The sequence below is a fragment of the Frigoribacterium sp. PhB116 genome (assembly GCF_004364285.1).
In the GTDB taxonomy this organism is placed as follows: Bacteria; Actinomycetota; Actinomycetes; order Actinomycetales; family Microbacteriaceae; genus Frigoribacterium.
Window position 1 is genome coordinate 1,298,739 of the sequence record NZ_SOBE01000001.1, and the last position, 19,474, is coordinate 1,318,212.

At 74.1% G+C, this 19,474-nt stretch carries 18 protein-coding genes; 4 read left to right on the top strand and 14 right to left on the bottom strand.

Translation table 11 applies throughout. The features are described 5' to 3' along the window. Window positions 1-57: 57 nt before the first annotated feature. On the bottom strand, window positions 58-1,422 hold the full coding sequence (locus tag EDF20_RS05910; protein WP_133737970.1) for a HAMP domain-containing sensor histidine kinase: 1,365 nt from the start codon (window positions 1,420-1,422) through the stop codon (window positions 58-60). After that, complete coding sequence (locus EDF20_RS05915) at window positions 1,419-2,276, bottom strand: response regulator transcription factor (protein WP_166644757.1); 858 nt, start codon at window positions 2,274-2,276, stop codon at window positions 1,419-1,421. The genes EDF20_RS05910 and EDF20_RS05915 overlap by 4 nt, the downstream gene beginning before the upstream one ends. A 336-nt stretch (window positions 2,277-2,612) precedes the next feature. On the opposite strand from EDF20_RS05915, the gene EDF20_RS05920 reads away from it, so the two are divergent. Continuing rightward, entirely contained in the window at window positions 2,613-5,654 is a 3,042-nt protein-coding gene (locus EDF20_RS05920) for a DEAD/DEAH box helicase family protein (protein ID WP_133737972.1), read from the top strand. Here the strand turns inward: EDF20_RS05920 and EDF20_RS05925 are convergent. The 4 genes from EDF20_RS05925 to EDF20_RS05940 form a co-directional block, all read right to left on the bottom strand. Next, window positions 5,651-6,859: a GAF domain-containing protein gene (locus EDF20_RS05925; protein WP_133737973.1), complete on the bottom strand. Its 1,209-nt coding sequence runs from the start codon at window positions 6,857-6,859 to the stop codon at window positions 5,651-5,653. The genes EDF20_RS05920 and EDF20_RS05925 overlap by 4 nt on opposite strands. Before the next feature lie 175 nt (window positions 6,860-7,034). Continuing rightward, window positions 7,035-7,673: a hypothetical protein gene (locus EDF20_RS05930; protein ID WP_133737974.1), complete on the bottom strand. Its 639-nt coding sequence runs from the start codon at window positions 7,671-7,673 to the stop codon at window positions 7,035-7,037. Between the two features lie 197 nt (window positions 7,674-7,870). Further along, a complete protein-coding gene (locus tag EDF20_RS05935; protein ID WP_133737975.1) occupies window positions 7,871-8,449 on the bottom strand; it encodes a type 1 glutamine amidotransferase domain-containing protein in 579 nt (192 codons plus the stop codon). Between the two features lie 172 nt (window positions 8,450-8,621). Beyond that, window positions 8,622-9,584 (bottom strand): sugar-binding domain-containing protein, encoded by a 963-nt coding sequence (locus EDF20_RS05940; RefSeq protein ID WP_123547337.1) that lies wholly within the window; start codon window positions 9,582-9,584, stop codon window positions 8,622-8,624. Between the two features lie 159 nt (window positions 9,585-9,743). Between EDF20_RS05940 and EDF20_RS05945 the strand changes: the two genes are divergently transcribed. Then, window positions 9,744-11,474: a glycerol-3-phosphate dehydrogenase/oxidase gene (locus tag EDF20_RS05945; RefSeq protein ID WP_208292594.1), complete on the top strand. Its 1,731-nt coding sequence runs from the start codon at window positions 9,744-9,746 to the stop codon at window positions 11,472-11,474. Window positions 11,475-11,594: 120 nt separating this feature from the next. Here the strand turns inward: EDF20_RS05945 and EDF20_RS05950 are convergent, their stop codons facing one another. Genes EDF20_RS05950 through sigK form a run of 3 tightly spaced genes read right to left on the bottom strand, consistent with a single transcriptional unit; the run spans window position 11,595 to window position 12,909 of the window. Beyond that, window positions 11,595-11,909: an SMR family transporter gene (locus tag EDF20_RS05950; RefSeq protein ID WP_123546835.1), complete on the bottom strand. Its 315-nt coding sequence runs from the start codon at window positions 11,907-11,909 to the stop codon at window positions 11,595-11,597. Continuing rightward, complete coding sequence (locus EDF20_RS05955; RefSeq protein ID WP_123547338.1) at window positions 11,909-12,307, bottom strand: SMR family transporter; 399 nt, start codon at window positions 12,305-12,307, stop codon at window positions 11,909-11,911. Before EDF20_RS05955 ends, EDF20_RS05950 begins: the two co-directional genes overlap by 1 nt. 20 nt (window positions 12,308-12,327) lie before the next feature. Further along, window positions 12,328-12,909, bottom strand: a complete 582-nt coding sequence (sigK, locus tag EDF20_RS05960; RefSeq protein WP_133737977.1) for an ECF RNA polymerase sigma factor SigK — start codon at window positions 12,907-12,909, stop codon at window positions 12,328-12,330. Window positions 12,910-13,126: 217 nt separating this feature from the next. On the opposite strand from sigK, the gene EDF20_RS05965 reads away from it, so the two are divergent. Next, a complete protein-coding gene (locus tag EDF20_RS05965) occupies window positions 13,127-13,804 on the top strand; it encodes a GntR family transcriptional regulator (protein ID WP_233569000.1) in 678 nt (225 codons plus the stop codon). On the opposite strand, the gene EDF20_RS05970 is transcribed toward EDF20_RS05965, so the two are convergent. Next, a complete protein-coding gene (locus tag EDF20_RS05970) occupies window positions 13,801-14,841 on the bottom strand; it encodes a hemolysin family protein (RefSeq protein WP_133737978.1) in 1,041 nt (346 codons plus the stop codon). The genes EDF20_RS05965 and EDF20_RS05970 overlap by 4 nt on opposite strands. Next, entirely contained in the window at window positions 14,838-16,250 is a 1,413-nt protein-coding gene (locus tag EDF20_RS05975; RefSeq protein WP_123546838.1) for a hemolysin family protein, read from the bottom strand. The genes EDF20_RS05970 and EDF20_RS05975 overlap by 4 nt, the downstream gene beginning before the upstream one ends. A gap of 218 nt (window positions 16,251-16,468) precedes the next feature. Here EDF20_RS05975 and EDF20_RS05980 point away from each other — a divergent pair, with 218 nt between their 5' ends. Further along, the gene (locus EDF20_RS05980) at window positions 16,469-17,260 is read left to right on the top strand and encodes a hypothetical protein (RefSeq protein WP_133737979.1); all 792 of its coding nucleotides are present in this window, start codon (window positions 16,469-16,471) and stop codon (window positions 17,258-17,260) included. Between the two features lie 6 nt (window positions 17,261-17,266). On the opposite strand, the gene EDF20_RS05985 is transcribed toward EDF20_RS05980, so the two are convergent. The 3 genes from EDF20_RS05985 to EDF20_RS05995 all read right to left on the bottom strand — a co-directional run bounded on the left by EDF20_RS05985 (window position 17,267) and on the right by EDF20_RS05995 (window position 19,401). Next, window positions 17,267-17,578 carry an antibiotic biosynthesis monooxygenase family protein gene (locus EDF20_RS05985; protein WP_123546840.1) on the bottom strand — a complete coding sequence of 104 codons (312 nt, stop codon included), beginning with the start codon at window positions 17,576-17,578 and terminating at the stop codon, window positions 17,267-17,269. 41 nt (window positions 17,579-17,619) lie between these two features. Further along, on the bottom strand, window positions 17,620-18,444 hold the full coding sequence (gene nadE / locus EDF20_RS05990) for an ammonia-dependent NAD(+) synthetase (protein ID WP_133737980.1): 825 nt from the start codon (window positions 18,442-18,444) through the stop codon (window positions 17,620-17,622). A 207-nt stretch (window positions 18,445-18,651) separates the two neighbouring features. Next, window positions 18,652-19,401 carry an alpha/beta hydrolase gene (locus EDF20_RS05995; protein ID WP_133737981.1) on the bottom strand — a complete coding sequence of 250 codons (750 nt, stop codon included), beginning with the start codon at window positions 19,399-19,401 and terminating at the stop codon, window positions 18,652-18,654. Between the last annotated feature and the right edge of the window lie 73 nt (window positions 19,402-19,474).

Consider the following 19,474-nt stretch of genomic DNA (forward strand, 5'->3'; position numbering starts at 1 on the left):
ACGTGAGGTGCGACTGCCCAGGGGCTCGGATCGCGCTCCCCCTGCACGGCGACGAGGTCAACCCGCGGGGAGCACCAGCCGGATCGTCGTGCCCGCGCCGCCGTCGGCGCGCGCCTCGGCCGTGATCGTGCCGCCGGCCCGCTCGACGACCTGGGCCGCGATGGCGAGCCCGAGCCCCGAGCCGGGCAGCCCGCGGGCGGCCGGCGCCCGGTGGAACCGGTCGAACACCCGCTCCCGCTCGTCCGCGGGGATGCCCACGCCGTGGTCGGTCACCGTGACGACGACGACGCCGTCGCCCGGCGTCCCGCTGACGACGCGCACCTCGACGGCTCCCCCGGCCCCGTACTTGACGGCGTTGTCGAGCACGACGTCGAGGAGGCGCCCCAGCCGTCCCGCGGGGACGCGCACGCCGACCGGCGCGCCCGGCAGGTCCGTCCGCACCTCCACGCCGGGAGCGCGCCGGGACGTGGCCGCGACCGCCGCCCGGGCGGCCGCGACGACGTCCTCGACGACCAGCTCGGCCGTGCGCGGCCGGTCGTCGCCCGCGAGCTCCACGAGGTCGTCGACGGTCCGCGTCATCGCCGCCACCTCCTCGCCGAGCGCCGCCCCCAGGGCGGCCCGCGTCCCGGGTCGGAGCGGCCGGTCGGCGGTGAGCAGCTGCACGTTCGTGCGGAGCGTCGTGAGCGGCGTCCGGAGCTCGTGGGAGGCGTCGGCCACGAAGGCACGCTGGGCGTCGTCGGCGGCCGCGAGCTCGACGAGCATGGAGTCGACGGCGACGGCCAGCCGCCCCAGCTCGTCGTCGGGCGAGGTCGAGGCGAGGTCGACGTGGTCGTGCGGGTCGGCGCTGTCGCGCACGCGGCGGACGGCCTCGTCGAGGCGCCGGACCGGACGCAGCCCGACGGTCGCGGCAGCCCACCCGAGGAGGCCCGCGAGGACGACGCCGACGCCGCCCGTCGCCGTGAGCGCGACGGCCGTCCGGGCGAGGGCCAGGTCGGCCTGGCGCGTCGGGACGCCGACGAGGGCGGCCTCGCCCGGCCGGGTCGGGACGGCCACTACCCGCACCGGCCCGGCCGTCCAGCGCGCGCGCAGCTGGTCCCCGCGGGCGACCGCGAGGGCCGCCTCCGTCGTCTGCAGGGGCCCCGTGCCGCTCCCGACCTCGTCGGCGGTCTCGACCAGCCGGACGCACGCGGGCTCGGCCGCGTAGCGGCACTGCTCGCTGCCCTCGCCGGTCCAGTCGGCGTCGACCCGGACCAGGCGCTGAACCCGTGTCGCCTCGCGGTCGAGCGCCGTGTCGAGGGAGGCGCGGACCTGGCTCGAGACGACGAGCCAGGTCAGGACGGCGACGAGCACCACCGCGACGGCCACCGACCCGGCGACCAGGACGGCGACCCGGCGCCGGAGCGAGCCTCGACGCGCGGTCACGGCTCGAGCCGGTAGCCGAGGCCGCGCACGGCGCGGACGACGGGTCGGGCGGCCGAGGCGTCGGCGGAGCCGTCCCGCCGGCCGTCGGCGGAGCCCTCCGGCTGACCGTCCGCCGGCTCGCGCACGAGCTCGGCGAGCTTGCGCCGCAGCGAGCTGACGGCGACGTCGAGGGCGTTCGACGCGGGCGGCGGCCGGTCGGCCCAGACGACGTCGACGAGCTCGTCGCGGGTGCGGACCCGCCCGGGGTCGCGGAAGAGCAGCCCGGCGAGGCCCGCCTCGATCCGGGTCAGCTCGACGGTGGCCGGCGTGCCTGCCGCGGTGCAGGTCCCGTCCTCCCGGACGAGCCGCTGCCCCCTCTCGTCGAGCACGACCCCGCGCCACCGGGGCCAGGCACCGGCTCTCGTCCCCGTGCCGGCCGCGGCTGCTGCTCCGGCCTGGTCCGGCGGACCGCCCCAGCCGCCGGGAGCCCGCCGCAGCAGGGCCCGGACCCGGGCGCGCAGCTCGTCGACGTCGAACGGCTTGCCGAGGTAGTCGTCGGCGCCGGCGTCGAGACCGGCGACGCGCTCGGCGGGCCGGTGGTGGGCCGTGAGCACCAGGACGGGCACGCCGTCGCCCGCCGCTCGCAGGGTGCGGCAGACCGCCGCCCCGTCGAGGAACGGCATGGCCAGGTCGAGCACGACGGCGTCGGGGTCGTGCGCGGCGACGGCGAGCAGCGCCGACCGCCCGTCCGCCGCGGACACGACGCGGTGCCCGTCCGTCTCGAGGGCCACCCGGACCCCGAGCAGCACGTTCGGGTCGTCGTCCACGACCAGCACCGTCGCCTGCCGCGTCGTGTCGCTGTCCCCTCGTGCCACCCGTCGCCTCCCGTCCTCGTCGTGCGTGTCCGTGTCCGTCCTCGTGTCCGTGCACGTTGACGTGCACGTGCCGGCCGACCTCCCCGCGCAGACGGGTCGGACCGCCAGCATCGCATGAGACATGTCGGGACGGGCTGGGCGACCGGCGACCACAGCCCGACCGCAGCCCGACCGCGTCGAGGAGTCAGGAGACCGTGTCGCCGGACGCGCGGCGACGCCGCCGGACGAGGCCGACGCGACGCCGCCTCCTGAACGCTCGACACGGGTCGCGAGCCCAGGCCCGTGACCGGGCCCGCGGCCCTCGGTAGACTCGCGGCGTCCTGGGGGGAGGGCCACATGACGACCGACGAGCACGCAGCGCGCGACCGGGGCGCCGCGCACGAACGACCCGCCGCGGGGGCGACCCCCGGCCCGCTGAGCTCCTGGCGGTTCGCCGGCGAGCTGCGCCGCTACCAGGCCGACGTGCTCGACCGGGTGCCCGTCGTCCCGGGCGAGCCCCTTCACGTCGTGGCCCCGCCCGGCTCGGGCAAGACCCTGCTCGGTCTCCTGCTCGCCGCTCGACGCGGCACCCGGACGCTCGTCCTGGCGCCGACCGCGACGATCCGAGCGCAGTGGGTCCGCTCGGCGGACGCCCTGGCGGGCGCCGACGGCCAGGTCTCCGACGACCCGCGTGCCCTCGGCGACGTCACCGCCCTGACGTACCAGATGCTCAGCGTGCTCGAGACGGGCTCCCCGCTGACCGAACTCGCCGTCGAGGCGTGGACGCGCGAGCTCGTCGCCGGGGGTCGCGACGAGAAGGCGGCGGCCCGGTGGATAGACGACCTGCGGTCCTCGAACCCGGACGAGCACCGCGCCGGGGTCGCCCGCCGCTCGCGGGCGATGCGCCGTCAGCTGGCCCGGGAGGACCCTGACCTGCTCGCCGGGGCCCTGCACCCGAACGCCCGCGAGCTCGTCGACCGACTCGTGTCGCACGGCGTCGAGACCGTCGTGCTCGACGAGTGCCACCACCTCCTCGACCACTGGGCGCTGGTCGTCGCCTACCTGGCGAGCCGCATCCGACAGGCCGGCGGGACGCCCCTGCTGATCGGACTGACAGCGACGCTGCCGTCGTCGGACGACCAGGACTCGTACGACCTCTACACGTCGCTGCTCGGTGAGGTCGACTACGAGGTGCCCACGCCGGCCGTGGTGAAGGAGGGGAACCTCGCGCCGTACCGCGACCACGTCTGGTTCGTCGAGCCGACGGAGGCCGAGCTGCAGTTCCTGCGCGGGCACGAGGAGCAGCTCGTCGGGCTCGTCCGCGAGTCGCTCGCCACCCCCGACGGCACCGCGTGGCTCAAGCAGCAGCTGCGGGGCGACCGCGACCGCGACGACGCCGTCGCCGGTGACGGCGCCCGCCCCGCGACCGACGAACAGCGGGTCGCCGCGGCCTTCGCCGCCGACTTCCCCGTCGCGGAGTCGGCAGCCCGCATGCTCTTCGACCTGCAGCCGACGCACCCGCTCGTGCCGCTCCTCCACGAGGCCGCCCGGCGGGCCCCGGACACCGAGCAGAGCGTCCGCCTCCTCGCCCGTTGGGGCCTCGACCGGCTGCTGCCCGACCCGAGTCGCGGTGACGAGTGGCGGCGCCTGAAGCGCGTGCTCGTCGACCTCGGCTACACGCTCACCGATCGGGGCGTGCGCCGGGCCCGCGACCCGATCGACACCCTGCTCGCCTCGTCCGCGGCCAAGGACGCCGCCGTGGGCGACGTCCTGCGCCTCGAGCTCGACCAACCGACCGGCCCGCTCGTGAAGGCCGTGGTCGTGACCGACCACGCCGTGCACGGCAACAAGCACGGCTCCGACGGGTCGCCGGCCGGCGCGCTGCGGACCTTCGACGCCGTGGTGGCCGACCCGACCACCTCGCGGCTCCGGCCGGTCCTCGTGACGGCCCGGCACCTCCGGGTGGCCGCACGGGACCTCGACGTCGTCCTGCCGGCCCTGACCGTGGCGCTCGGCCGCGCCGACGGCGACCCGCTGCCGGTCGAGGTCGTGCCCGACCGGACTCCCGGCGCGCCGGAGGTGCGGCAGCTCGACACCGCCGGGCACGGCTCGGCGGCCGTGGTGGCCGCCGTCTCCCGCCTGCTCACCGACGGCACGGTGCGGCTCGTCGTCGGCACCCGCGGCCTGCTCGGGGAGGGCTGGGACTGCCCGGCGGTCAACACGCTGATCGACCTGACCGCGGTCGCGACGTCGTCCGCGACGCAGCAGCTGCGTGGTCGCACCCTGCGGCTGGACCCGGCGTGGCCCGAGAAGGTCGCCCACAACTGGACGGTGACGGCCGTGCTGCCCGCGACGACCACGCTCGACGCGGCGCCCGACGTGAGCCGGCTCGTGCGGAAGCACAGCCGCCTCTGGGGCCTGCTCCGGTCGGACGACACGGAGGTGGTGAGGGGCCTCGAGATCGCGCTGACCGACGAGCACCGTGCCCTCCTCGGACAGATCGTCGGCAAGGTGCGCCCGCCGAGGACGGTCGCCGACCTGAACGGCTCCGTGGAGGCCGTCATGCCGTCCCGCGAGGCGACCCGACGGGCGTGGCGCGTCGGCGAGCCGTACGCGGACCGCGAGTCGACGGTCGCGGTGGTCGACTCCCCCGGACGCGTCCCGTTCCGCAGCGGACCGACCTTCGAGCTGGCGCTGATCGCCGTGGCCCTGCTCGCCGTCGCCGGCCTGCTCGGCTCGGCGAACGTGCTGAGCCAGGGCTGGCGCCTCGGCACCGGCCCGGGGATCGCGGCCAGCGTGGTCGCCGCCGTCATCGTCGTCTGGGCCGTGCGGCCCGTCTGGCGCCAGCTCGTGCTCGCGAGCCGCCAGCTCTTCTCGACGGCGGAGGCCCACCGCCGCGTCGCTCGCGTCGTCGTGGACGGCCTGCACAGGGCCGGCCGCGTGCCGGCCTACGGCGAGGGCGACCTGTCCGTCGTCGCCCGTCCGGGTCCGCTCGGGACGACGGCGTCGTTCGAGGTCGCGGTCTCGGGCGGCTCACCGGACGACCAGAAGACCGTGGCGACGGCGATGGCCGAGCTGTTCGGCCCGGTGGGGAACCCGCGCTTCCTGCTCGAGGCGGAGCGCGGCGAGATCTCGGACGCCTGGCGACGCCCCCTGCTCACGGTCGCCCTGCTGCTGCACCGGGCGCTCTCGCGCCGCGTCCGGCACGTGCCCGTGCCGACCCAGATCGGTCGGCGTCGCGCCGACGCGGAGGCCTTCGCGGCGGACTGGTCGCGCAGGGTCGGGCCCTGCCGTCTGCACGAGATCGACTCCCCCGACGACCTCGTGCGGGTCTCGCGGGCACGGCGGGCCCTCGAGGGCACGCCCCGCGCGCCGTTCGTGCGGGAGCAGTGGTCCTAGCCGCCGACCGGCACGACCCGCAGCTCGCGCTGCACCTGCAGGGCGAGCTCGCGCAGCAGCACGAGGTCGACGCTCTCGGCGCTCCGCGGCTCGGCGTCGACGACGCAGAGGGCGCCGATCCGCACGCCGTCCGGGCTCTCGACCGGGTGCCCCGCGTAGAACCGCACGCTCGGGTGCGAGACGAAGCGGTCGTCGCGCCAGGCGTCGGGCACGACCATCGCGGTGCCGGTCCGCACGGTCCGCGAGCAGAATGACGACGCGATGGGCACCTCCACCTGTGACGACCCGGCGACCGACTTGTTCCAGTGGCGCCCGTCGTCGATGAGCGAGAACGCGGCCCCCTGGGCGCCGAGCAGCACCCGGGCCCGCTCGACGATGTCGTCGAACCGCTTCTCGGCGGGGGTGTCGAGCAGCCCGAGCGCACGGACGGCGGCGATGCGCGTCTCGTCGGTCTGGGGCGCCTCGCGGGCGGTCCGCGCCGTGCTGCCCGCGGCGAGCGCGGCGTCGACCAGCGGCGCGACCACGGCGGCGAGGGCTGCAGCCCAAGCCGGGTAGGGGACGGAGGTGCGGGCCGGCTCCCCGAGGCCCTCGGGCGCGGCGACGGGGCCGGGCGGGTACACCATCGACACCCGGGCCCGGGTCGCGCAGAGCTCTGCGGTCACGCGGTTGAGCTCGTCGGCGTGGGCGTCCACCACGCCGCCGCAGCGCAGGGCGAACTTCGGCACCGAGCTCGGCGGCTGGATCCCCGTCACGACGATCTCGCACGACGCGTCGACCTCCTCCTCGAGGGCGTCGAGCAGGGCCGCGATCCCGGCTGCCCAGCGCGATCGCGGGACGAGCCGCAGCGCGTCGCTCATGCCCAGCACGACGACGACGGCGTCGTAGCGGCCGAGGTCGCGCCCCCGGACGAAGGAGGCGGCTGTCGCGACGGACACGTCGGCGTCGGCCAGCGCGTCGACGTCGGCGCCGCGGCCGGTCAGCGCCGACAGGGCGCGGGCCAGCGTGCCCGGCAGGGCGAGGTCGTGGCTGCGGACGCCCCAGCCGACGGCAGGACCGTTGCCCAGCACGAGGACCCGGTCGGGGTCGGTTCCGGGGGCGTGGCCGCTCGGGTGGTCGTCGGGGCACGGCGTCGAGAGCAGCTCGTCGACGACGCGGTACCGCGCGCGGACCCAGGCCCGGACGAGAGGGAGGGGGAGGCGGCGCATGCGGGTACTCCGACCCGGACGACGGGCGTGTTCGAGGGGAGCCGGGGCGGCGTGGTCGCCCGGGCATGACTGGTGAGGTGAGTCGATGATGCTCGCGCCCGGGGGTCCCGGGCAAGCCCCCGCTCGGGGCGGGCCCGTTCTCGTCGGGAAGACGGAGAGGACGACGACGGGCCCGTCAGGAGGAGGACGAGGACGAGGGATCGGCCCCGGGCGTCTGAGCAGGCCGGGACGCCGCCTGCGCCCGCAGCTCGGCGAGGTCGTCGTCCAGGCCGGCGAGCCGCTCGGCCCGGGCCTCGCCGTAGGCGGCGTCGACCACGACGGAGGCGGCGCGCACCCGGGTCACGACGGCCGCGCCGACGTCCCCCCAGGCACGGGCGACCGCCGTCTGGACGATGTCGTCCACGTACTCGGCGTCGTCGCGCAGGGCGTCCAGCCGGTCGGCGACGGCCGTGTACGTCTTCTCGCGGAACCAGAGGGTCTCGTCGTCGCCCTTGCGGTAGTCGTGCTGGTGCCGGGAGCGGCCCTTGGAGCGGAGCGCCTTCTGGCGCGCCTCCCCGATGCGGCGGTTCTGGTACCGCTGCTCCTCGGCGAGGCGGTGCAGCGTTCGACGGACGGAGGCGGCGGTCTCGTCGTGGTCGAAGACGTCGTCGTCGCGCAGCGCCCGCACGACGATGCGGTTGGCGACGGACACGATCGCGGCGGCACGCGAGATCAACAGGCCCTCGACCACCGCGCGCTCCAGGGCCTCGGGGTCGACCGGCGCCGGGTCCGGGCTCGCGGGGCCGGCGCTGCCGCGCGTGCTCCGCCACCTCACGACGCCTCCCCCGCTGCTGCCGCCCGTGCTGCTGCCGCTGCCATGACCTGCTCCTCGTCGACCGGGCCGTCCTGACACGGCGCCTCTCCCGATTAAAGACCCGGTGCCGGGACCGCGACGAATCGTCGGTCCCGGCACCGGGTCGGGGGCGCCGCGCCGGGCGCGCCGGGCGAAGCGAACCGTCCGCCCGGGAGGCGTCAGCCCTGTCCGCCGCCTGCGGTCACGAGCGCGTCCTGGACGGCGCCGACGAAGTCGTCGAGGTCGTCGGGGTCGCGCGAGGTGACCAGGGTGAAGCCGCCCTCGACGTCGGTGACGACCGAGCGGTCGACCCAGGCGCCTCCGGCGTTCCGCACGTCCGTCTCGAGAGAAGCGAAGGAGGTGAGCTCCTTGCCCTTCAGGAGGTCCGCCTCCACCAGCAGCCAGGGGCCGTGGCAGATGGCGGCGACGGGCTTGCCTGCCGAGGCGAAGGCCTTGAGCAGCGAGACCGCGCCGTCGTCCTGGCGGATCGTGTCGGCGTTGATGGTGCCGCCGGGCACGAGCAGCAGGTCGAAGTCGGCCGCGTCGGCCTCGTCGAGGGTGGTGTCGGGGCGGACGGTCTCGCCCGGGTCCTTGTCGCCGACGAGCGTCTGGATCGGCTCGGTCGACTGCGCGGCGACGACGACGGTCGCGCCGGCCTCGCGCAGGGCACGGGCGGGGACGACGAGCTCGTCCTGCTCGACGCCGTAGTTGGTGACGATCGCGAGCACGCGTCGTCCGGTCAGATCGGTGGTGGCCATGGGGCTCTCCTCCTCCGGGCCCGCGGGGCGGGCCGATCGATGTCGAGCACCGGTCTACGCCGCGGGGCTGGAGGGGCACTCGGCAGCCTGTCCCCCGGACGCCACCTCCCCCGGCCGGCACCTCTCTCGGCCGACACCTCCCCGGTCGACGCCGCCCCCTCGGGCTCGCTCCTCAGCTCGCGAGCAGCGCCCGCGCCGTCCCCTCGTCGAGGATGAGGTCGGTCGCGAGCCCCGCGGCGAGGGCTCCGCGCACGCCGGCGACCTTGGCCTCGCCGGCCACGACGCAGACCCGCCGCGGCGCCCGCCGGATCGTCTCGAGGTCGGGGCCCGTGCCCCGGGCGTTCATGGCGATGTCGGCGGACGAGCCGTCCTCGCGGTAGAAGACGGTCGCCACGTCGCCGACGACGCCGTCGCGGTCGAGGCTCAGCTGGTCGCTCTTCTCCAGGTACCCCCCCGACCAGACGTGGCTGGGCACCCGGGCGTCGCGCGAGCCGACGCCGAAGACGACCAGGTCCATCGAGGCCTGCAGCTCGAGCACGCGCTTCGTGCTGCTCTCGCGCCAGAGCGCGCGCTTGGTGGCCGGGTCGTCGAAGAACGCCGGCACGGGGAACTGCTGCACGGCGGCCGAGTACGCCGCCCCGAAGCGCCGCAGGATCTCGCTCGCGTACTCGATGCCCGTCGTGCGCGTGTTCGCCGCACCGTTGAGCTGCACGACGACCGAGTTGTGCGTCGCCCGCGGCACCAACGACCGGCTGACGGCGCTGAGGGTCGCCCCCCACGCCACGCCGACCACCATGTTCGAGTCGACGTAGGGCGTGATCGTGCGTGCCGCCGACAGCGCGACCCGCTCGAGCCGGTCGATCTCGCTGATCTGGTCGGGCACGGGCACGACGTGCGCGACGACGCCGAACCGGTCGTGCAGGGCCGCGGCGGACCGCGTCGCCTGGTCGAGCGGCGACTTGATCTGGATCTCGACGAGGCCCGTCTCGCGGGCGGCCTTGAGGAGGCGCGAGACCGACGAGCGGGACGTGTTCAGCTCCGAGGCGATCGCCTCCATCGTGAGGTCCTGCATGTAGTACAGGTGCGCCGCACGGAGTGCGTCGTGGGTCTTCTCGGACGTCGTCGCCTCGGCCATGGGCACCTCCGTGCACATCTGTGCAGATACGTTGCACCCTCGTCAGGAGGGGTCGATCATGGACACTACCGGCCCGAGCAGCCGGCGCACGACCCCACCGCTCACCGAACGCAACGGGAAAGAAGCTCCACTGTGACCGAGTCGAAGAAGACAGGGACGATGCGCGCCAACGTGTCGCGCATCGCCGACCGCCCCCACGCCCAGGTGCTGATCGTCGGAGGGGGCATCAACGGCATCGCCACGTTCCGCGACCTCGCCCTCCAGGGCGTCGACGTCGTCCTCGTCGAGCGCGCCGACTACGCCTCGGGCGCCTCGGCAGCCTCGTCGCACATGATCCACGGCGGCATCCGCTACCTCGAGAACGGCGAGTTCCGCCTCGTCCGCGAGAGTGTCGAGGAGCGCAACGGCCTCCTCAAGATCGCCCCCCACTACGTCAAGCCGCTGCAGACGACGATGCCGATCTTCTCGACGTTCTCCGGCATCCTCAACGCCCCGCTGCGCATGCTCACGCACAAGCAGCGCAGCACGAAGGAGCGCGGTGCGCTCCTCATCAAGGTCGGCATGACCATGTACGACTCGTTCTCGCGCGACGGCGGCTCCGTGCCCCGTCACAAGTTCCTGGGCCGCAAGGCCGCGCTGGCCGAGATGCCGCACCTGAACAAGGACCTCAAGTACACGGGCACCTACTACGACGCCTCGGTGCACGAGCCCGAGCGCCTGGCACTCGACGTGCTCAAGGACGGCCTGGCCGCCGGCGACAACGCCCGCAGCGCGAACTACCTCGAGGCCGCCGGCACCGCCGACGGCGGGGTCGTGCTGCGCGACGTCGTCACCGGCTCGGAGTTCACCGTGACGGCCGACGTGGTCGTCAACGCCTCCGGCCCCTGGACCGACCTGACGAACGCGGCGCTCGGCGCCGAGTCGCAGTACATGGGCGGCACCAAGGGCTCGCACATCGTCGTCGACAGCCCCGAGCTGCTCGAGGCGACGAACGGTCGCGAGATCTTCTTCGAGAACAACGACGGCCGCATCGTGCTGATCTACCCGCTGAAGGGCCGCGTGCTGATCGGCACGACCGACCTCGAGGCCGACATGGCCGAGCCCGCGGTCTGCACCGAGGAGGAGGTGGACTACTTCTTCGACCTCGTCAAGCACGTCTACCCCGAGATCGACATCACGCGCGACCACATCGTCTACCGCTACTCGGGTGTCCGCCCGCTGCCGAAGCACGACGACCTCGCCGCCGGCTTCGTGTCGCGCGACTACCGCATCGTCGAGACCGAGGTCGCCGAGCTGCCGACCAGCAAGGTGCTCAGCCTCGTCGGCGGCAAGTGGACGACGTTCCGCGCCCTGTCGGCACACCTGTCGACCGAGGCGACGAACCGTCTCGGCGTGACCCGCACGGTCGACACGACCGGCATGGCGATCGGCGGCGGCAAGGACTTCCCGACCACCGACGCCGCCCGCACCACCTGGGTCGCGGCCCACGCCGACGGCCTCAGCCGTGAGCACGTCGACCGCCTCCTCACCCGCTACGGCACCCGTGCCGAGAGCGTGATCGAGGTGCTGCTCGACCAGCCGTCCGAGCCGCTGGCGAGCGACCCGGGCCTCACCACGGCCGAGATCGCGTACTTCGCCGAGCACGAGGACGCGGTGCACCTCGCCGACGTCGTCCTGCGCCGCACCAACCTCGCCTTCGTGGGCGGAGTCACGATCGAGCTGCTCAGCGAGATCGCCGACGTCCTGGCGTCGAGCCTCGGCTGGACGGCCGACGAGCGCGAGGCCGAGATCGAGGCCACCCTCGACGTGCTGCGCACGTCGCACGGCGTCGAGGTGTCGTCCCAGCACGTGCCCAGCGGCACGCCCGTCGTGAGCACGCCCGCCTCGTAGGAGGCGCCTCCCGGCTCCACGAGACCCGCCCGCCCCTCGGGGCCGGGCGGGTCTCGTGCGTCCGGTGCCGGCTGCTCCGGCGGCCGACGCGAGAGAGGGCTGGTCGGCCAGGTGCAGGGACTAGTGCCCGACCTCGATGAGGACGACCCCCGCGACGATGAGGACGATGCCGGCGGCCATGGTCGCCGTCAGGGGGTCCTTGAACAGGAGGCGTCCGAGCACCGCGGTGAGGGCCACCCCGGTCGCCGCCCAGACCCCGTAGGCGACCCCGATCGGCAGGCCCAGCGCCAGGGCACCGGCGAGCAACGAGAACGCGGTGACGTAGCCGACGGCCACGGGGACGTACCAGCGCCTCCGCCCGTCGGTGGCGAGCTTGAGGCTGATGGTCGCGCCCACCTCGCAGACGATGGCGATCGCGAGCAGGACCCAGCCCATCAGGCGTCGCCCTCGATCGGAGCCCGGGCAGCGGTCGTCGAGGCAGAGGCCGCGGCGGCCGCGGCAGCGCGGGCGGCGAGGGCCCGCTGGGACCCGAGCTCGACCAGGAGGACGCCCGCGACCACCAGCACGAGCCCGGCGACCATCACGCCGGTCAGCGCCTGCCCGAAGAGGACGGCCGCCATGACCGCCGTGAGCGCGACGCCCGAGGCGCCCCAGATGCCGTAGGCGACGCCGATCGCCATGCCGCCCCTCAGGACCCGGGACAGGCAGACGAACGCGGACAGGTAGCCGGCCACGACCAGCGCGTACCAGCCGGGGGCGTCGACGGCGGCCTGCAGCGCCAGGGAGGCGGTGACCTCGACGACGATCGCGCCCGCCAACCAGAGCCAGGTCACGAGCACCTCATCCGTCGAGCCTAGGCGACCGCGGGCTCCACGAGGCGCCGCAGGGCGATGAGCCCGTCGCGCAGGCGGGTCTTCATGGTGCCGAGCGGGACGCCGGCCCGGCTCGCCGCCTCCGACTGGGTGAGGCCGCCCCAGTACGTCAGCTCGAGCGCCTGGCGCTGCACGGCCGAGAGCCCCTCGAGCGCCCGGCTGACGCGCGCGTGCTCGATCCGGATCGCCGCCGTCTCGGCGACGTCGTCGCGGACGGCGTCGAGGTCGCGGACGCCGGCGGCCAGGTCACGCTCGCGGCTCGCCTGCGACGACCGCACGCGGTCGATCGCACGACGACGCGCCCGGACGAGCAGCCACGACAGCGCCGTCCCCCTGGCCGGGTCGAACCGGGAGGCCTCCTGCCAGACCGCCAGGAACACCTCCTGCACGACCTCCTCGGACTGCGCGGGATCCACGAGCACCCGCCGCACGAGGCCGTGCACACGCGGCGCGGTGCGGTCGTAGAACTCGGCGAAGGCGCGCTGGTCACCGCGGGCGGAGGCGGCCACGAGGTCGTCGTCCGAAGGCGTCGGCCCGGCGTGCGTCGCAGGTGCGAGGGTCACGGTGCCGTCCGATCGGTGTGGAGGGTGCGGGGGTGCAGGACGCTCGCCCGAGCCCTGCCGCAACCATATGCGCCCGCATGATCGCGGTCACCCCCACTTCGGGGCGGCGCGGACCGGTGGTACATCACCCCCGACGCGTCACCCGCCACACGGGACATGTGCCGTTATCCTGGTGGGCAGGGCCCCGCGCCCGACCCGCCGACGATCGGAGACCCCCGTGCCCGTCCCCACCTCAGAACCCACGACCGAGCGCCAGCTGCTGCGCGACACCGTGAGGAGCCGGCTGCGCGAGGCCATCCTCGACGGCACGCTCGAGCCCGGCGAGCGCCTGCACGACGACGAGCTCGTGGCCTGGCTGCAGGTGTCGCGCACCCCGATCCGCGAGGCGCTCAGCGACCTCGTCCGGGCCGGGCTGGTCGAGATGGCCCCCAACCGCTGGACGCGGGTCGCGACTCCCGACGCCGGCCAGGCGGTCGAGGCGGTCCAGACGCTCGGCGTGCTCTACGGCGGCGCGGTCCGGCTGGCCGTGCCGCGCCTCCCCGCGGCCGTCATGAAGCAGATCTCGTCGACGGTCAAGATCTGCATCGGCGACATCGAGCGAGAAGACGGCCCGGCCCTCAACGCCCACGCCGTGGCCCTCTTCGACCTGTACGTCGAGCACTGCGGCAACGCCGCGCTCAAGAAGGTGTGCCGCGACGTGACCGACGGCCTCGCCTACTCGCTCCGCGTGCCGAACATCGTCCAGGTGCTGAACTGGGCCGCGATGAGCGACTCGCTCGTGGCCCTCGAGCAGGCGACCCGCGACCGCGACCCGATCCGGGCCGAGCTGGCCGCCGAGGCCCTGCACGAGCTGCCCGGCGAGCGGCCGCTCTCGCCCGAGCGCGCCGACAGCTAGACGGTCGTCGCGTCGTCGACCTCGCCGACCAGCTCCTCGATGATGTCCTCGAGGAACAGCACGCCGGTCGTCTCGCCCATCACCGAGACGGCACGCGCGACGTGCGCCCCGCTGCGGCGCATCGACGCCAGCGCGTCCTCGAGGTCGGCGTCGTGCGGCACCGCTCCGAGGCGGCGGACCCGCTTCGCCGGCACGGGCGCGTCGAGCGCCTCGGCCGAGGTCAGGTCCATGACGTCCTTGAGGTGCAGGTAGCCGGTCGGCTGTCCGTCGTCGTCCGTCAGCACGTAGCGCGAGTAGCCGTGCTCGGCGACGGCGAGCTGCACGTCGCGGGGCGTGGCCCCGGGGGCGAGCCGCACCATCTCGCCCACGGGGACCTCCACGTCGCGCACCTTGCGGGTCGTGAACTCGAAGGCGGCCGACAGCGTGCCCGACGCGTCCGACAGCACGCCCTCGCGGGTCGACTGCTGCACGATCGTCGCGACCTCGTCGAGCGTGTAGGTGCTCGTCGCCTCGTCCTTCGGCTCGACCCGGAACAGGCGCAGCACCGCGTTGGCGACGCCGTTCAGCGACCAGATCACGGGCTTGAACACGGTCGCCACGAACACCAGCGGAGGCGCGAGCAGCAGCGCCGCCTTGTCCGGCACCGAGAACGACAGGTTCTTGGGGATCATCTCGCCCACCACGACGTGCAGGAACGTCACGAGCACCAGCGCGATGACGAACGCGACGACGCCGATGGCCTCGGGCGTCAGGGGCGTCGCGGCCAGCGGGATCTCGAGCAGGTGGTGGATCGCCGGCTCGGAGACGTTCAGGATGACGAGCGAGCAGACGGTGATGCCGAGCTGGCTCGTGGCCAGCATCAGCGTGGCGTGCTCCATCGCCCACAGGGTCTTCCTCGCCGCCTTGCTGCCGGCCTCGGCACGAGGCTCGATCTGCGAGCGGCGGGCAGAGATGACGGCGAACTCGGCGCCGACGAAGAAGCCGTTGACGATCAGCAGCACGAACAACCAGATGATGCCGGGCAGGTACTCGTTCATCGCCTCAGGTCCTCTCGCAGTCCGGCGACGACCCGGTCGTGGTCGGTGGGGGCAGGCTCGACGGCGTGCGCCGTGCCCGTCGTGCCCGCAGGGGCACCGGAGGCGGTGGGCAGCTCGGCCGGCGAGGGCACGAACCGCAGGCGCTCGAGCCGCTGCCCGACCACCCGCTCGACGCGCAGCGTTCCCGTCTCGAGCTCGACCTCGTCGCCCACCTCGGGCAGGCGGTCCAGCTGCTCGGTGACGAAGCCGCCGACGGTCTCGTAGTCGCCGTCGTCGGGCACCCGCACCGTGGCGCGGTCCCAGAGCTCGTCGGGGCGGAGGGCGGCGTCGAACACGACGGTGCCCGACGACCGCACGATGCCGGCCTTGGCGCGGTCGTGCTCGTCCTCGAGCTCGCCGACGAGCTCCTCCACCAGGTCCTCCAGCGTGACGAGACCGGCCGTGCCGCCGAACTCGTCGGCGACGACGGCGATCTGGAAGCCCTCGCGCCGCAGCAGGCCGAGCAGCGTGTCGACGCCCATCGACTCGGGCACGAAGCGCGCGTCCGAGACCAGGCCGGCGACCGGGACGGACGCCCTCTCCTCGGCAGGCAGGGCGAAGGCCTGCTTGACGTGCACGACCCCGACGATGTCGTCGCTGTCGTCACCGATCACCGGGAAGCGCGAGAAGCCGCTCGCGAGCGCCGTCTCGACGACGTCGGCGGCGGTGTCGGTGGAGCGCACGGTGGTCATGCGCACCCGGGGGGTCATGACGTCGACGGCCGCGTGCTCGGAGAACCGGAGGGTGCGCCCCAGGAGGGTCGCGTGGTCGTCGTCCAGCATGCCCTCGAGCGCCGAGCGCCGCACCAGCGAGCTGAGCTCCTCGGCCGACCGGGAGCCGGACAGCTCCTCCTTCGGTTCGATGCCCATCCTGCGGATCGCCGCGTTGGCGGTGTTGTTGAAGAGCAGGATGACCGGCTTGAAGACGGTCGTGAAGGCCGCCATGAACGGCACGACGAACTTGGCCGTCGCGAGCGGCAGGGCCAGTGCGAAGTTCTTCGGGACGAGCTCGCCGACCACCATGGAGAACAGGGTCGCGATCACGATGCCGACCACGGCGCCGATGCCCGGGACGACGGCCGCGGGCACGCCGAGCTCGCCGAGCGGCGAGGCGAGCAGCGAGCTGATCGCGGGCTCGAAGGTGTAGCCAGTGAGCAGCGTGGTCAGCGTGATGCCGAGCTGCGCCCCCGAGAGGTGGGTCGAGGTGATGCGCAGCGCTTTGATCGTCGGCGCGAGGCGCTTCTCGCCCCGGTCCTGGCGGGCCTCGAGGTCGTTGCGGTCGAGGTTCACGAGCGAGAACTCGGACGCCACGAAGAAGCCGGTGCCGACGGTCAGGACCAGACCGACGGCGAGCATGGCCCACTCGTTCACTGAGCCCCTCCCCGCTCGTCAGAGACACCGTGAGGCGTCAGGGCGCGGAAGGGCGTCGGCATGTGAGAGGGAGGGTCGTCCATGCGGTGATGGTAAGGAGCAACGCCGCGACGATGCTGTGAACCTGCAGTGGCTGCAGGTAGCTCTCGCGGCCGAGGGGCCACCGTCGACGGCGGCGGCAGCCCGTACGCTGGGAGCCGATCGATCGGAGACACCCTGTGACTGACATGAGCCTCCGGCTGCCGACCAGGCGCTTCCGCGCCGTGTTCGCGCTGGGCACGCGCCACGCGGCGACGCTGCCGCTGCCCCCCTCGCTCGGCAAGCCCAACCTCTTCGGCGAGTGGGACGACGAGACCGAGCTCAGCAGCCTGTACGTCGGGTTCGGCACGGGCCAGGTGCACCTCGACGCCGTCGACGGCGGGGCCGAGCACCACTTCCACGACGCGGCGGGCGACGACACCGACACCAGCCCGTGGGGCCCCGGCGACACCGCCCAGGTCGTCGCGTGGGCGACCGCCCTGCTGACCGACCTGCAGGCCCTGATGCCCGACCTGATCGACGACGTCGACGACGCCGCGGCCTGGCACGACGCCGGTCTCGACCTCTGGGTGTGCGAGGTCGAGGAGCCGACGCACCTCGACCTGGTCGAGGTCGACATCGAGGGCGAGCTGCTCACCCTGCCCTGGCTCGGCGCCGGGCACGTCGAGCACGACCACGTCGACGAGGTGCCGGACGACGTCCGCGAGCACCCGATCGCCCTGCTCTGGGCGGCCGACGAGCACCGCACGCCCGACCAGCCGATCGCCGAGGCGTGGCTGACCCCGGGCACCGAGCAGACCGTCACCCGGGCGCTGCCCGGCGTCGACTGGGCCGCCGTCGGCATGCCCGCCGACGAGGTGCTTCCGTGGCTCGAGGGGATCTACCTCAACCACCACGTGCTGCCCGACCCTGCCGGCACCATCCTCACGGGCGTGCTGGAGCGCCTCGGCGGGATCGACGGGATCGACTAGCCCTGCTCAGACGAGGTCGCCCGACTCCGACAGCGACGGTTCTTCGGGGCCGGTCAGCTGGTAGTCGTGCACGTCGCTGTGCCGGATCTCCGCCTCCTGCTCGTCGGTCGGGCCGGAGCCGCGGAAGTCGTCGAGGGCGTTCTGCGACACCCAGCGCTCGGCGACGTTGATGCGGCCGGGATCGACGATGTCGGGCGACAGCGCGTAGTCGAGGCAGCCGGGCGCGTCGCGACCGGCCTCGACGAGGCTCACACAGGAGGCGAGGTAGTCGTCGCGGAGCTCAGGGTCGACGAGCAGGTGTCCGGTCACGATGATCATGGCTCGCAGTCAACACCGGTCGACCGGCAGGGGGACGCGCGTCAGGCGCGCCACCACTCGTCGACCGGGCTCGCGGGCACGCGGCGCTTGTGCTCGGTCGCGAGGTAGCGGGCCTCGATCAGCTCGGCGATCGCGTCGTCGACGTCGCCGCCCTCGAGGTACTCGTCGATGTCGGCGTAGGTGAGGCCGAGGTTGGCCTCGTCGGTCTGGCCGGGGGTCTCGTCGAGCAGGTCGGCGGTCGGCGCCTTCTCGTACAGTCGCGCCGGGGCGCCGAGGTGGGCGAGCAGGGCCTTGCCCTGGCGCTTGCTCAGCCCGGTGAGCGGCACGAGGTCGACGCCGCCGTCGCCGTACTTCGTGAAGAAGCCCGTCAGCGCCTCGGCGGCGTGGTCGGTGCCGACGACGAGCAGGCCGCGCTCGCTCGCGATCGCGTACTGGGCGACCATGCGCGTGCGCGCCTTGACGTTGCCCTTGGCGAAGTCGCTGAGCGGGGCGCCCGTCGCCTCGGCGACGTCCTGCGCGGTGCCGTCGACGCCGTGCTGGATGTTGACCACCAGCCCCTCGGCGCCGTCGATGAACCGCAGGGCGAGCTGGGCGTCGTCCTCGTCGGCCTGCACCTTGTAGGGCATCCGCACGGTGACGAGCTCGGCCGCGCCGCCGTCGCGGCGCACTCCCTCGACGGCGAGCTGGCAGAGCCGCCCGGCGAGCGTGCTGTCCTGGCCGCCGCTGACGGCGAGCACGAAGCCGCCGGCCCCGGTCGTCTCGAGGTAGTCGCGGAGGAACGCGACGCGGCGCTCGACCTCGGCGGCCGGTTCGATGTCGGGGCGGACGGCGAGCTCGGAGATGATGGTGGCCTGCAGCGCTCTCATGCGACGACTCTAGCCACGCGCCGCCCGCCGGGCACCCGTCGGGGCCTGCCGGGCGCGCGCCGCGACGCGACTACTTCGACGTCGAGAGGGCCACGAAGGCCGCGACGGTCAGCACCAGGCCGACGAGGGTGATCGCGCTGACGAGTCCGATGAAGAATTCGGCCATGGGAGGCTCCTGCCTGGTCGAGGTGACGGTGCCCCATCCTCTCAGATCGCGGCTGACCGGTCCGCGTCGGGAGCGGGCCGACCGGCGACCGCGAGCACCGTCGCCACGGTGCGCGGGTGCGCCAGCACCCGGAAGTGCCCTCCGGTCGGCAGCAGCACGTTGTCGGCGCCGACCAGCACGCTGCTCTCGGGGATGTGCGGGTCGAACTCGCCGTAGATCGACGTGATGCGCTGGTTGACGGCCTCGTCGCGCGACAGCATCACGGTCGTCGCGTCGCGGGGCGAGAAGGCCCGCAGGCTCGGCAGCACCAGCCAGGCCGCGTACCGGGAGCCGCTGAAGGGCGTGCAGACGGCCACCATCCTGTCGACCCGACGGGTGTCGTCGAGCAGGGCCATCAGGTACTTGCCGACCAGCCCGCCCTTGCTGTGCGCGACGACCACGACGTCGTGCAGGTCGTGCTCGAGCACGTAGGCGGCGACGTCGCGGGCGGTCGCCTCCACGGGTCGGCCGTTCCGCCCGAGCGACGCGATCACGTGCACCGGGTGGCCCTCGTCGTGCACGCGCTCGATCAGCGGACGGAGGAACGCCCAGGTCTCCCAGATGCCCGGCAGCACGAGCACGGGCCGCCCGTCGCCCGAGAGGTAGTCGTCGGCGCCGCGCGGCGAGAGCACCGCGCGCACCTGCCACCAGGCCGCGAACGCGTAGTCCTGCAGCCACCAGACGCCGTGCCGCAGCGCCCGACGGAGCGTCGGGCGGGGCGGCCGAGGAGGCGCGGCGGGGGCGTGCGGCATGGTCCCTGCACAGTAGGGGGCCGGGAGGCGGCTGTCCGGTCAGGGCGTCGCGGACGCGACCCGCGCCTCCTGC